This window comes from Mesorhizobium sp., from assembly GCF_024509055.1.
Classification (GTDB): Bacteria; Pseudomonadota; Alphaproteobacteria; order Rhizobiales; family Rhizobiaceae; genus Mesorhizobium.
On sequence record NZ_JANINM010000040.1, the window covers coordinates 35323 to 47890 of the forward strand.

The window sequence follows — 12568 nt, forward strand, 5'->3', positions numbered from 1 at the left end:
GAAAGCGATGAGTGCCGTATCCACGCAATTGCTGCCTGCCGGCCCCAAGCCGCAGCGGCGCACGAACATGTATTTCGTCTGGCGGGGCGTGCTTGGTGACCCAGTGGCGCGTGTCGCGGCGGGCATCCTGGTGCTGCTGGTCCTCATCGCCATTTTTGCCCCTTACATCGTGCCGTTCCCACCCGGCGACGCCGATCCTGCGCTGCGCCTTCAGCCGCCAGGCACGCCGGGGCATCTGCTGGGTCTCGACGACCAGGGTCGCGACATCCTCTCGCGCATCATCTACGGCTCGCGTCTGACCCTGATCTCGGGCGTCGTGCCTGTTATCCTCGGCGCCGCGATCTCCATCCCGCTCGGGCTGATCGGCGCCTGGTATCCGCGGCTCGGCGAGGTCATCATGCGCCTGATGGATGTGCTGTTCGCTTTCCCCATGGCGTTGCTTGCCATCATGCTGGCCGCGCTTCTTGGGCCGGGACTGGTCAACATGATGATCGCGCTTGTCATCACGCTCGTGCCCTACAATACGCGTGTGGTCTATGCCGCCGCCAAGCAGGAACGTGAGCTCGCCTATGTCGAGGCCTCGCACGCAATGGCGACGTCCGATCTCAAGATCCTCTTTGTCGAGATGCTGCCCAATGTCGTCGCGGCCTCGGTCGTCTACAATTGCACCATCGTCGGGGCGGTCGTCATCACTGCCGCTGGGCTGAGCTTTCTCGGCCTTGGCGTGCAGCCGCCGCTCGCCGAATGGGGCATCATGACGAGCGAAGGCCGCAGCTTCGTCTTCGTGGCGCCCCACATCGCGGCAATCCCGGGCGTGGCCATCACGGTCCTGGTGATGGCCTTCAACCTCCTGGGCGACTCCCTGCGTGACTCGCTTGACCCGAAGACGCGGCTGCAACTGGTCAAGCATCGCCCGGGCGCGCAATGAGCGCCAACTGAAACAACCGGACAGTGGAACGGCCAGAATGACCACGACACGAGTGAAGGCGCGCTACGTCATCGGCTTCGACGGCAAGGGGCACCGCACCTTGCGCGACGCGGAGGTCGTCTATCGGGGCGACAGCATCGTCTTTGTCGGCCACGGCTATCAGGAACAGGTGGATCAGGAAATCGACGGGGGCAATGCCGTCCTCGGCCCGGGCTTCATCGACCTCAACGCGCTGGGGGATCTCGATACGACTGTCCTCGCCTTCGACAACCAGCCCGACTGGGCGAAGGGTCGCGTGTGGCCGGAAGATTACCTCGCGTCGGGGCCGCTGGAGATGTACTCGGCCGAAGAGCAGGCCTTCAAGATGAAGTACGCCTTCGTCCAGCTGATCCGCAACGGCATCACAACCGCCCTGCCGATCACCTCGATGTTCTACCGGGAATGGGCGGAAACCTACGACGAGTTCGCCCGCTCGGCCGACAGCGCCGCCGAGATCGGCATCCGCGCCTATCTTGGTCCCTGCTACATGACCGGCGTGAGCGTCATTCGCCAGGACGGCAGCTTCGACACGTTCTGGGACGAGGAGCGCGGCCTGAAGGGACTGGACACGGCCATGGCTTATGTGCGTGCCTTCGATGGGGCGCATGAGGGGTTGGTGCGCGGCATGCTGGCGCCCGACCGCATCGAAAATTGCACGCCCGAACTCATTCGTCGCTCGGCTAAGGCCAGCGAGGAGCTCGGCTGCCCGATCCGGCTGCATTGCTGCCAGGCCATGGACGAGTTCGAAACCATCGTTGAACGATACGGCAAGACACCGCTGGAGTGGCTTGCTTCACTCGATTTCCTGTCCAAGCGTGCACTGCTGCCGCATGGCGTCTACATCACCGGGCACAGCAAGGTGAAGCGCACGGGCGATGATGTCGGGCTGCTGACGCGGTCTGGTGCGACCCTCATCCACTGCCCGTTGGTCCTGTCGCGCTATGGCGGCTCGATGGAATCCTTCTCCCGGCTGATGCGCCAGGGGATTCCGATCGGCCTTGGCACCGATACCTTCCCGCCGGACATGGTGGAGAACATGCGCCTGGGCATCAGCTTGTGCCGGGTGGCGGAACATGATGTCGCCGCCTGCAGCGCGGCGGATTTCTACAACGCGGCCACGATCGTTGCGGCTGACTCGCTCGGCCGGCCCGATCTCGGCCGTCTCGCCGTGGGCGCCAAGGCCGACATGACGCTGTTCGATCTCGGCGCCTTTGAACTGGGCCAGGTGATCGACCCGATCCAGACCATGATGCTGAGCGGCTCCGGCCGCGACTTCAGGACCGTCATCGTCAATGGCCGCGTCGTCATGAAGGACCGCGAGCTTCCAGGCGTCGACCTGCGCGCCTACAGGGATCGTGCGCAGAAGCAGTTCGACGGTCTGATCGAGAAATATCCGCTGAGAACCTGGAAGCACCCGCTCGTGTCGGAGATCTTCCACCCGTCCTTCGACTACCTGTAGGAACCTCGGCTGGCGCTCCGCGGTGGATCGCCCCAAGCGTCGCGCCAGCCATCGTTGGTTTCGCTGCTCACGACAAGCGCGTCGTTCGGCGAATAGCGACATAGTGGATTCAGCACAGGCTTTGCTGTGATCGGGGAGGCCGGATGCGCACGTTGTCCATCGCCCGGTGTTGGTTCGTCTCCGGCAGCCTATTGGGACCCTGCCTACGCGAGGCTCAAAAAAAGGGCGCCCCGGGGGGCGCCCCTCGTCATATCAACCTTTCAACCGCGTCCAGATCTTGTCCTGCAGTTCACGCGCGGCTGCGCTGCAGTCCTGGGTCGGCACCAGGCGGCTGGCATATTCAGCCGGCATGTTGATCGCCTCGGTGGACATCCATTTGGCATCCATGAACTTGTCGCTCTTGATCGCGTTGGCATAGGCGATCTGGTTCGAAACCGCTGCGGCATTCTCAGGCGCCATCATCCAGTTGATGAAAATCTTGGCGTTTTCTGGATGCAGCGCGCCGGCCGGGACGGCGAAATTGTCCCGGAACATCGGGAGGCCTTCCTTCGGATAGATGTAGCGGATCGTGTCGCGCTGCGCGTGAGCGCGCGCGGTGGCGCCGTTCCAAAGATGGTGCATGGCGACTTCTCCGCCGGCCATGCGGTCGACCGTCGTATCCGAGGAATAGAGCTTCAGCTTCGGCTTTTGCGCCTCGAGCAAGGCAAGGATCTTTGCCGCGTCATCCTTGTTTTCCGTGCATTGCGGAATGCCCAGGTAGATCGAGGCGGCAAGGATTTCGTCGCTGGCCGTATCCAGCGCAGCGATCTTGCCTTCGAGTTCCTTGGGTGGATTGAAGTAGACCTTCCAGCTGTCCTCGAGCTTGCCGCCCGGCACCTGGGCGCTGTCATAAGCAATACCGGTCGTGCCCCACAGATAGGGCGCGGTGTATTCGTGGGTCGGGTCGAAATTGGGATTCTTGAAGTTGTCCTTCACGAACTGGTAGTTGGCCATCTTAGAGGTTTCGATCTTCTGGATCAGATTGTCCTTGATCAGCCCCGGCACGACATAGTCCGATGGGACGATGACGTCGTATTTTGCTCCGCCTGAGTGGAGCTTCGCGAGCAGCGTCTCGTTGCTGTCGTAGTTGTCGAGCGTGACCTTGATGCCGGTGTCTTTTTCGAACTTCGCCAGAAGCTCGACCGGGTAATAGTCGGTCCAGTTGTAGAAATAGAGGACTTTCTCTTCAGCGGCATTCGCGCCGGTCGCAAGCACCAGCGCCAGAAGCGGCGCGGCGAGGCGGGTGGTCCAGGTCATCAATTCTCTCCCTTTTGGTTGTGGTTCCCTGGTTGTTGATCTCAGCGGCGGATGCGGCCGAGGGCGTAAGACAGGACGACCAGCAGCACCGAGATCACCAGCATCACGGTGGAAATTGCGTTGATCTCAGGCGAGATGCCGGAGCGGATGGCCGCGAAGATGTAGACAGGCAGGGTTGTGGACCCTGGGCCGGACAGGAAGAACGAAGTCAGGAAGTCATCGAGGCTGGTGACGAAGGCGAGCGTGAAGCCGGCAAGAATGCCTGGCCACAGCAGCGGCAGCGTCACCCGGCGAAAGGTGCCGAGGCGGTTGGCGTAGAGATCCTGCGCCGCCTCCTCGAAGCTCGGATTCATGCCTTCCAGTCGAGCGCGGATCGGCAGATAGGCAAAGGGCGTGCAAAAGGCGATGTGGGCTGGGATCATCGCCGCAAGTCCGAGCTGAACGCCGATCGCGACGAACATGATCAGCGTCGCCACCGAGACCACGATTTCGGGCAGGATCAGCGGCGCGTTGATCATGGCCTCGACACCAGATTGCCCCCGAAAGGACTTCTTGCTGGCGAGCGCCGCAAGGAGCGCAATCAGCGTTGCCCCGATTGCGGCGGCGAAGGCCAGGACCAGCGAATTCCAGGTGGCCGCCTGGATCGAAGGATTGACCAGGATGCGCCCGTACCATCTCACAGACGCCTCGGTCCAGATCGTCGCGGTGCGGTTGCCGTTGAAGCTGTAGATGACCAGGACCAGCACCGGCAGATACAGGTAGAAGAGCACACCCATGCTGATTTCGCGGGTGGCCGGAAAGCGGCGAAGGTTCATGGACGGCGTCTCCTGTTGCGCCAGAAGGCGGCGGCCATGAGCACTGTCAGGATGGCGGCCAGAAGCACGACGCCCAGGGCCGCGCCGAAGGGCCAGTTGCGCGAGGCGCCGAACTGCAGCTGGATGACGTTGCCCATCATCAGCGTTTTGCCGCCGCCGAGCAGAGCAGGGGTGACGAAGGCCCCAAGGCAGGGGATGAAGACCAGCATCGAGCCGGCGGCGATACCCGGCCTGACGATGGGCACGACGATCCTGCGCAGGGCGCGGTTGCGGTTGGCGCCGAGGTCGTAGGCGGCTTCGAGCAGCCGCCAGTCGAATTTCTCGAACACCGCATAAAGCGGCAAGATCATGAAGGGGAGGAAGCTGTAGCTGAGACCGATCGCCACCGCGACGTCGTTGTAGAGCAGTTCAACGTGGGGGCCGAATACGGTGCGGGCGGCCGCGGTCGCCCAGCCGTCTTCGCGCAGGATGATCAGCCAGGCGTAGTTGCGCACCAGGAAATTGGTCCAGAAAGGAATGGTGATCAAAAGCACCATGATGTTGCGCCCGCGCGGCGACAGGCCTGCCATCCACAGCGCCGTCGGCAGGCCGAGCAGGATGCAGATCAGCGTGGTGACCGCGGCCTGGACCACGGAACGGAGGAAGATGATCGCGAAGCCTGGATTGAAGATGAAGCTGCCGTCGAAATCCTCTTCCATGAACAACTTCAGATAATTGGCGCCCGAGGGCACCGAATGCCAATCGACGCCGGAGGTGGATCCTCGGTCGAGAAGCGAGATCCACACCATGATCGCCAGTGGAATGCCGACCAGCCCGAGGATCGTTATCGTCGTCGGCGCCAGAAGCGCGGCCCGGCGCAGATTGGCTCTGCCGGTCATGCCGCGAAGACCTGGATGGTCTCAGGCGGCAGGGTGAGGCCGACGCGTGTCCCCGGCACGGGAGGCGTTGCCGTCGGCTGGTTGTCGCGCAGCAGGAAATGCGTGCCGTCCGCGAGACGCAACTGGTGCAGGACGGCGGCGCCCAGATAGGCGGAATGAACCATCTCGGCATCGAGCGTGCCGGCGCCGGCTGCCGCCAGTCCCGCGCGTTCAGGGCGGATGGCGACCTTGACCGCGCTTCCAGCCGCCAGCGAATCCCGCACCGGCAAGGCCGTGCCGCAGGAAAGCCGGACAGCCCCGCCGGCTTCGGCGTGGCCGTTGAGCAGATTGATCTCGCCGATGAAGTCGGCGACGAAGAGATGGCTTGGCCGCTCGTAGATTTCGCGGGGACTGCCCAGTTGCAGGACGTGGCCGCCCTGCATAACGGCCACGCGGTCCGACAGTGTCAGCGCTTCGTCCTGGTCGTGCGTCACGAAGACGAAGGTGATGCCGGCCTGGGCCTGCAGCTGCTTCAACTCGATCTGCATTTCCTTTCTGAGCTTCAAGTCCAGCGCAGAAAGAGGTTCGTCGAGCAGAAGCACCTTAGGTCTCGGAGCCAAAGCGCGCGCCAATGCAACCCGCTGCTGCTGGCCTCCGGACAATTCGTTCGGCCGGCGGTTCGCATATTGGCCCATGCGAACCATCTCCAACGCTTCACCCGAACGCCGGTTGGCGTCCTTTCGGGCCAAGCCCTGCATTTCCAGACCAAAGGCAACGTTCTGCGCCACGGTCAGATGGGGAAACAGCGCATAGCTTTGAAAGACGGTGTTCACCGGGCGGTGGAAAGGCGGCCGCTCATTCATTCGCTGGCCGTCGATGAGGATCTCGCCACTCACGATTTCCTCGAAGCCTGCAATCAATCGCAGGAGTGTTGTTTTCCCGCAACCTGATGGTCCAAGAAGCGTGAAGAATTCTTTCTGAAAGATTTCGAAAGATATTCGATCGAGAACGGTGACTGAACTTCCGTGTGCCCCGAAAGTCTTCGAAACGGAACGAACAGACACCGCCGGGGTGTCGTTTTTGACGCCGATCAATTTCAGCTCCGATGATTGATCGCCCAACTATGTCACCGAAACGGCCGATGTCAATAGTGTATGCAATTTATGCCAGAGATTTGGATACAGTTAACTTTGGCTTTGGAGAATCTTTCGCGCTAGGCACCGCGCGGCTGCCGTCGAGCATTCGAGCGGTGGGACTACGCGACGCCCTGACAGCGCCTGACAAATTCTAGCGCCGCAGCCGCGACACCGACCCGATCGAATAGCGTGATTGCGGTTGACGGCTTCGCCGGCGGTATCCGCTTGGGTGCCAGCGGACAGCCTGGCCCTGTGCTAAGTTGGATTTGGGTATTTTCGTATTTAGTTTTTATCAGTATTGTATACTGAATGAACGAAAGGACTGCCCGCATTTGAAACAAGCTTATTTCGACAGCGTCGCGATTGGCACTATCGAGACCCAACCCAGCAAGTGGCCACGCCATGACCGAACAGAAATCGTCGACTAAGCGGAAGAGTCGCGCCGGTAACCTGGCCGACGGTGTATACCAGGCGCTCAGGCTGGCAATCATCGATCAGGCACTGCCTTCTGGAACAAAGCTGCCCGAAGATTCCGTCGGCGAGGCCTTTGGGGTGAGTCGGACAGTGGTGCGAAGCGTGCTGGCGCGGCTGACGCTGGAAGGACTGGTTTCGCAGCGGCCCAACAAGCGGGCGGAAGTAGCATCGCCAAGCCTGGCCGAGGCGCGCGGCGTCTTTCAGGTGAGGCGTGGCCTGGAGCGCACGGTCATCGAAATCCTTGCCGGGCAGCTTACCGCCGAGCAGGCCCGAAGACTGGAAGCCCATGTCGTCGCCGAGGAGCTGGCTCAGGGGCGTGACGGCCCCGAGTCGATCCGGCTGTCAGGCGATTTCCACATGCTCCTGGCCAGCATGACGGCCAACGACCTGCTCATCCGCTACGTGCGGGAGTTGGCTTCCCGCTGCTCATTGATACTGGCGCTCTACGGCCGTCCGCATTCCTCCGAATGCGCCGTGAACGAGCATCAGGAGATCATCGGGGCGCTGCTGCGCGGCGACGAACCGGCGGCCGTCAAGCTTATGGACGAGCACTTGCTGGCCGTCGCCACGCGAGGCCTGCTCGATTTGAAGCCGACGCGCGAACGCGAGCTCAAGCATCTGCTGGCGGGCTATCGGGAACGCCTGACTGCCAACTGAAACCTGCCGAATTCCGATTGACGCCTGCCGTGCGAGTTTGCCCACAGCTCCTTGGCGGCCCAAGCTGCCCACATCATTTCTTTGTTGGCCAAGAGTTGGCCGAAGGAGAGAGACCATGGGAATTTCACAGAATGACCCGGCAGCCAAAAGACAATTTTCTTTTTCTGGACAGGCGATTGAACCCACAGAAATCGGTAGTTCGCCGGGAGGCCATGCCGGAGGCGTGGGCCGGGCTCGCGCGGGTTTTGATTGGCATTCCAGTAGGTGCGTGATATTAGGCAGGGTTAATTTGGGGAATGAAAAAAGCGCGGCGCCATAAGCTGCGCAGCAGGTTGGCAAAGCGGTCCGCCTGCAAAATTTGGAGGTCTGCATGCCCGCATTCCCTTACGGTAGGGCTTGCTACTGATGGCTACGACCGGTGAACCTTGGCGAGTTGGCGTCCTTTTTTCTCAATCCGGCGTCACGGGCGCGATTGAGGAAACCCAGCTCAAGGCTACGTTGCTCGGCATTTCGGAAATCAACGATGCGGGCGGGGTGAACGGGCGCGAGATCGTGCCCATCATCTACGATCCGGTTTCAAGCACCGAGCTGTATGCACACTATGCGCGCAAGCTTCTGATCGAAGATCGGATCACGACGATTTTCGGTTGCTACACCTCCACCAGCCGAAAAGCCGTGCTCCCGCTGGTGGAGAGGGTCAACGCACTCCTGTGGTATCCGACGCGCTATGAAGGCTTCGAATTCTCACCCAACATCATCTACACCGGATCGTCGCCAAATCAGAACACAATAGAGTTGATCAACTATCTGACCGCCCTACACGGCAATCGATTTTACCTCATCGGTACGGACTATTGCTACCCACGGCGCACCAACAGGATAGTGCGTGACGTGGTGTGCGGTCAGGGCGGCAGCATCGTGGGCGAGACCTATCTCAGCTTCGGCGCCGACCAGCATGATTTTCGGCCTATCATACGTGAGATCCGTGACCTCAAGCCCGACGTGATCTTCTGCACGATCGTCGGGCAGGCGATCTCATATTTCTACCAGGCCTATGCCGACGCCGGCTTCGAGCCCGGCAAAATGCCGATAGGAAGCCTGAACACGAGCGAAGCCGAATTGCGGCTGATGGGAACGGACGTCGGCCAGGGCCACATCACGGCGGCCACGTATTTCGAGAATGTGAGCAATCCCGAAAACGATCGCTTCGTGCGGATGTTCAAGAAGCGCTTCGGTGACGATGAATCCACCAATATGTGCGCGGAATCGGCTTACTTTCAGGTGCACCTGTTTGCCGAGGCCGTTGCAGAGGTCAACAGTATGGAAACGGATCTGCTGCGGCCGGCCATCCTGGGAAGGGAGATAGCAGCGCCGCAAGGAAAGGTCGGGATAGATTACAAGAGCAGCCACGCCGAACTATGGACCCGGATCGGCAGGGCTGACGGGTCGGGCGGATTTGATATCTTGCGCGAGTCCGCGGTGGCGTTGCGCCCAGATCCGTTCCTCGTGACATAAGGTCGAAATGCGGGATTTCAGCCAGACACCATGAACGATCGAGCATTGCATCACCACTCACGGGCGGCGAGCGCCGACGGGCGTCAACGCGCCAGCAGCGCCGAACCGAGGGCAACGCGCCATTCCGGTGCAGGCCAAGCGGATCTGCGCCAGGCCACGGTGCTTATCGCGCACCCCAAGGATCCACAAGGAACCACGCTGATGCAGACGGTGCGTCGTGTGGTCAGCACCGTCGAAGTGGTGTGGCCCGTGCCTGTATTGCCGCCGCTCGGGTTCGACTATGCCATCGTCGCGCTCGACAGCGATGTGCTTCTTTCCGCACCCTGGCTGTCGGGCGCGCCGCCGCTGCCTATCGTTGCCGTGGTCGACGGCGAAAAGGGCATTGCGCCGGAAGTGCTGCGCCTGTCGAATGTCCAGGCCATAGTAGCGACGCCGTGCCAGCCGGCCGCCATAGCGGCAAACCTTACGCTGGCCCGCAGCGTTTTCAGCTACGAGCGGCGGATGCAGAACAAGCTGGCGAAGCTGGAAGAGACGTTGCATGCGTCGCGCCAGATCGAGCAAGCCAAGCTTATCGTGATGCAGCAGCGAAAGCTGCGCGCGAACGAGGCATACGACTACCTGCGCCGCCAGGCCATGACCAAACAGATGTCGGTAGCTGCAATTTCTGCAGCGCTAGTTGACGCGTATGGGCTAATCGACTAACGTAAGCAACGGAATGAGCAACTTTGCTCGTTATGGTCCCTAGCGGACCAACCAGGTGGCAAAAGCGTCACCTCCCATAGAGGAACGAGATCGAGCCTCGCGCAAACTCAGGTTACCTGAGTGCGCGGGGTTTTTTGTTTTCTGCTGACCGCGGCGCTTCCGGAGGAACAACAAGCCGCGCAAATAGCTGAAGTCCATCTGGGCCCATTGTCCCGGAGGGATAACCTTTGGCCAAAAGTAAAATACGCAACGGCAAGACCGATATGGTCTTGGCGAACGCTGAGACTATGCCTAACGGAGGATATATACTATGGCACCATGGAAAATCAATAAGGAAGTCGACTACGAAGTCTTCGAGCTTGGCACGCTAAAGCTCCAAAACGGAATGTCGCTTCCTAACGCGAAGCTGGCATACAAGACCTTCGGCAAGCTGAATGCCGACAAAAGCAATGTAATCATCCTGCTGACCTATATGGCCTCGACCCACTATGACAATCAGTGGGTGATCCGCGAAGGCGGTGCGCTCGACCCCAGCAAGTACTTTATCATCATCCCGAATATCTTCGGCAACGGGCTTTCATCGTCGCCGAGTAATCAGCCGGCGCCATATAACAAGGCGCGCTTCCCGCTTGTTACTTACTACGACAACATCAAGGCGCAGCAGCGTCTCCTCACCGAAAAGTTCGGCATCACCAAGATCAAGTTGGTGACGGGTTGGTCGATGGCCGCCGCCCAGACCTTCCATTGGGCTGCATTGTTCCCGGACATGGTCGAGGCCATCTGCCCGACAGCCGGATCGGCGAAGACCGCCAAGCACAATCACGTCATGCTCGAGGGCGTCAAGGCCGCGCTGACGGCCGACGATGCCTTCAAGGAGGGCTGGTACGACGAGCAGCCTTACAAGGGGTTGCGCGCCATGGGCCGCGTTTATGCCGGATGGGGCTTCTCGCAGGAGTTCTTCCGCAAGGAGGAGTATCTCGAACTCGGCTACCAGTCGGTCGAGGACTTCGTCGTCGGCTACTGGGAGGACTGGTTCAACCTGCGAGACGCCAACAACATGGTGGCGATGATCCACACCTGGCAGGCCGGGGATATCAGCGACAACGAACTCTACAATGGCGATTTCAAAAAGGCGCTTGGCGCGATCAAGGCCAAGGCGATCGTGATGCCGGGCAATTGCGACCTCTATTTCCCGCCGGAAGACAGCGAATTCGAAGTCGCGCATATGCCCAACGCCGAACTGCGGCCTTTCATTTCCAGTCACGGCCACTTCGCCGGCGGCTCGGGCCTGCGGCAGGCCGACGTAAAGTTCCTGGATAAGGCATGGAGGGAATTGCTTGGCGACTGAGCCAGGCCGCCAAGCAGCGTGAAATTGAAATCCGCGAATCTACTGGCCGATACCTGGCGGTTTCGGCCGTAAAACCAGGGGAACGAAAAATGATGACGATAAATGGGAATCTCAGCCGCCGCGCACTCTTGAAATCCATGGCGACCACTGCTGCCGGGGTAGGCCTTCTGGGCGCCTCCGGATATGCCTCGGCGGCTGACGCCGAAATCAAGATAGCGAGCCTGCTCGATCTGTCGGGAGGCTTGGATGCGGCCGGCAAGCCCATGCAGGACGCCATGACGCTGGCGGTCGAGGAGATCAACGCAGCCGGCGGCCTCCTTGGCAAGAAGATTGGCCTGGTCACCTACGATACCCAGACCGACATGCGTCTTTATCCGCAATATGCCCAGCAGGCGGCGCTGAAGGACAAGGTTGCCGCGGCGTTCGGCGGCATAACGTCAGCCTCTCGCGAGGTCATGCGGCCCGTCTTTCGGCGCTTGAACACCCTGTATTTCTACAACACCCAATACGAAGGCGGCGTCTGCGACCGCAATATTTTCTGCACCGGTATCACGCCAGCGCAGAAGCAATCCAAGCAGGTTCCTTACGCCATGAAAAAATGGGGTAAGAAGATCTATACGCTGGCCGCCGACTATAATTACGGCCAGATCACCGCCGACTGGACGCGCAAATACTGTGTCGACAATGGCGGCCAGATCGTCGGCCAGGATTTCTTTCCGCTCGACGTGACCAACTTCGGATCGACGATCCAGAAGATCCAGGAGGCCAAGCCGGACTTCATCTACACCGTCCTGGTCGGCGGCGCCCATCAGTCGTTCTATCGTCAGTGGGCGGCGGCCGGCATGAACACGCGTATCCCGATGGCTTCGACCACCATGAGCATCGGCGGCGAGCAGATGATCCTGGCTCCCGAAGAGACCAACGGCATCCTGCTCTGCTTCAACTATTTCGAGGCCCTCGACACTCCGGCCAACAAGGCCTTCCTCGAACGCTTCCACAAGCGGTTCGGCGCCGACTACCCGTACGTGACCGAACTGGCGATGGCGACCTACCAGGCGGTCTACCTGTGGGCGGAGGGTGTCAAGCGGGCCGGCACCGCCGAACGGATGCCGGTCATCGAGGCCCTTGAATCCGGTGTCAGCCTCGATGGGCCCGCCGGCAAGTTCTCCCTCGATCCCCAGACCCACCACGCGGTCATGGATATCAACATCGGTCAGATCGAGAACCGCAAGGTCAAGATCCTTGAAAGCTATGCGCAGCAGCAGCCGTCCGACACCTCGGGCGTCTGTGACCTGAAGAAGAACCCCAACGACAACACGATGTACGTCATCAAGGTCTGAAC

Annotated in this window: 11 protein-coding genes; 7 read left to right on the plus strand and 4 right to left on the minus strand. The window is 60.7% G+C overall.

Going from position 1 to position 12568, the window contains the following annotated elements:
• The first annotated feature begins 7 nt into the window (after nucleotides 1-7).
• Together Q0L57_RS02675 and Q0L57_RS02680 are read left to right on the plus strand one after the other, a co-directional pair.
• On the plus strand, nucleotides 8-928 hold the full coding sequence (locus Q0L57_RS02675) for an ABC transporter permease (protein ID WP_296737568.1): 921 nt from the start codon (nucleotides 8-10) through the stop codon (nucleotides 926-928).
• Nucleotides 929-965: 37 nt separating this feature from the next.
• Nucleotides 966-2426 (plus strand): amidohydrolase family protein, encoded by a 1461-nt coding sequence (locus tag Q0L57_RS02680; protein WP_296737570.1) that lies wholly within the window; start codon nucleotides 966-968, stop codon nucleotides 2424-2426.
• Nucleotides 2427-2678: 252 nt separating this feature from the next.
• Here the strand turns inward: Q0L57_RS02680 and Q0L57_RS02685 are convergent, their stop codons facing one another.
• The 4 genes from Q0L57_RS02685 to Q0L57_RS02700 are packed head-to-tail and all read right to left on the minus strand — an operon-like array spanning nucleotide 2679 to nucleotide 6485.
• Nucleotides 2679-3722 (minus strand): extracellular solute-binding protein, encoded by a 1044-nt coding sequence (locus Q0L57_RS02685; protein ID WP_296737571.1) that lies wholly within the window; start codon nucleotides 3720-3722, stop codon nucleotides 2679-2681.
• 41 nt (nucleotides 3723-3763) lie between these two features.
• Entirely contained in the window at nucleotides 3764-4537 is a 774-nt protein-coding gene (locus Q0L57_RS02690) for an ABC transporter permease (RefSeq protein ID WP_296737573.1), read from the minus strand.
• Nucleotides 4534-5415 (minus strand): ABC transporter permease, encoded by an 882-nt coding sequence (locus Q0L57_RS02695; RefSeq protein ID WP_296737576.1) that lies wholly within the window; start codon nucleotides 5413-5415, stop codon nucleotides 4534-4536. The genes Q0L57_RS02690 and Q0L57_RS02695 overlap by 4 nt, the downstream gene beginning before the upstream one ends.
• The gene (locus Q0L57_RS02700; RefSeq protein WP_296737632.1) at nucleotides 5412-6485 is read right to left on the minus strand and encodes an ABC transporter ATP-binding protein; all 1074 of its coding nucleotides are present in this window, start codon (nucleotides 6483-6485) and stop codon (nucleotides 5412-5414) included. Before Q0L57_RS02700 ends, Q0L57_RS02695 begins: the two co-directional genes overlap by 4 nt.
• Before the next feature lie 447 nt (nucleotides 6486-6932).
• Here Q0L57_RS02700 and Q0L57_RS02705 point away from each other — a divergent pair, with 447 nt between their 5' ends.
• From Q0L57_RS02705 to Q0L57_RS02725, 5 genes are all read left to right on the plus strand, one after another.
• A complete protein-coding gene (locus tag Q0L57_RS02705; protein WP_296737578.1) occupies nucleotides 6933-7661 on the plus strand; it encodes a GntR family transcriptional regulator in 729 nt (242 codons plus the stop codon).
• A gap of 405 nt (nucleotides 7662-8066) precedes the next feature.
• Nucleotides 8067-9176 carry a transporter substrate-binding domain-containing protein gene (locus tag Q0L57_RS02710; RefSeq protein WP_296737581.1) on the plus strand — a complete coding sequence of 370 codons (1110 nt, stop codon included), beginning with the start codon at nucleotides 8067-8069 and terminating at the stop codon, nucleotides 9174-9176.
• A gap of 30 nt (nucleotides 9177-9206) precedes the next feature.
• Nucleotides 9207-9878 carry an ANTAR domain-containing protein gene (locus Q0L57_RS02715; RefSeq protein WP_296737584.1) on the plus strand — a complete coding sequence of 224 codons (672 nt, stop codon included), beginning with the start codon at nucleotides 9207-9209 and terminating at the stop codon, nucleotides 9876-9878.
• A 310-nt stretch (nucleotides 9879-10188) separates the two neighbouring features.
• Nucleotides 10189-11226 carry an alpha/beta fold hydrolase gene (locus Q0L57_RS02720; protein ID WP_296737587.1) on the plus strand — a complete coding sequence of 346 codons (1038 nt, stop codon included), beginning with the start codon at nucleotides 10189-10191 and terminating at the stop codon, nucleotides 11224-11226.
• Nucleotides 11227-11315: 89 nt separating this feature from the next.
• Nucleotides 11316-12566 (plus strand): ABC transporter substrate-binding protein, encoded by a 1251-nt coding sequence (locus Q0L57_RS02725; protein WP_366940856.1) that lies wholly within the window; start codon nucleotides 11316-11318, stop codon nucleotides 12564-12566.
• Nucleotides 12567-12568: the final 2 nt, after the last annotated feature.

Bases quoted from the DNA above. Each gene is read 5' to 3' on its own strand.
- Q0L57_RS02675 (WP_296737568.1), top strand. From the start codon at position 8: ATGAGTGCCGTATCCACGCAATTGCTGCCTGCCGGCCCCAAGCCGCAG.
- Q0L57_RS02680 (WP_296737570.1), top strand. From the start codon at position 966: ATGACCACGACACGAGTGAAGGCGCGCTACGTCATCGGCTTCGACGGC.
- Q0L57_RS02685 (WP_296737571.1), bottom strand. From the start codon at position 3,722: ATGACCTGGACCACCCGCCTCGCCGCGCCGCTTCTGGCGCTGGTGCTT.
- Q0L57_RS02690 (WP_296737573.1), bottom strand. From the start codon at position 4,537: ATGAACCTTCGCCGCTTTCCGGCCACCCGCGAAATCAGCATGGGTGTG.
- Q0L57_RS02695 (WP_296737576.1), bottom strand. From the start codon at position 5,415: ATGACCGGCAGAGCCAATCTGCGCCGGGCCGCGCTTCTGGCGCCGACG.
- Q0L57_RS02705 (WP_296737578.1), top strand. From the start codon at position 6,933: ATGACCGAACAGAAATCGTCGACTAAGCGGAAGAGTCGCGCCGGTAAC.
- Q0L57_RS02710 (WP_296737581.1), top strand. From the start codon at position 8,067: ATGGCTACGACCGGTGAACCTTGGCGAGTTGGCGTCCTTTTTTCTCAA.
- Q0L57_RS02715 (WP_296737584.1), top strand. From the start codon at position 9,207: ATGAACGATCGAGCATTGCATCACCACTCACGGGCGGCGAGCGCCGAC.
- Q0L57_RS02720 (WP_296737587.1), top strand. From the start codon at position 10,189: ATGGCACCATGGAAAATCAATAAGGAAGTCGACTACGAAGTCTTCGAG.
- Q0L57_RS02725 (WP_366940856.1), top strand. From the start codon at position 11,316: ATGATGACGATAAATGGGAATCTCAGCCGCCGCGCACTCTTGAAATCC.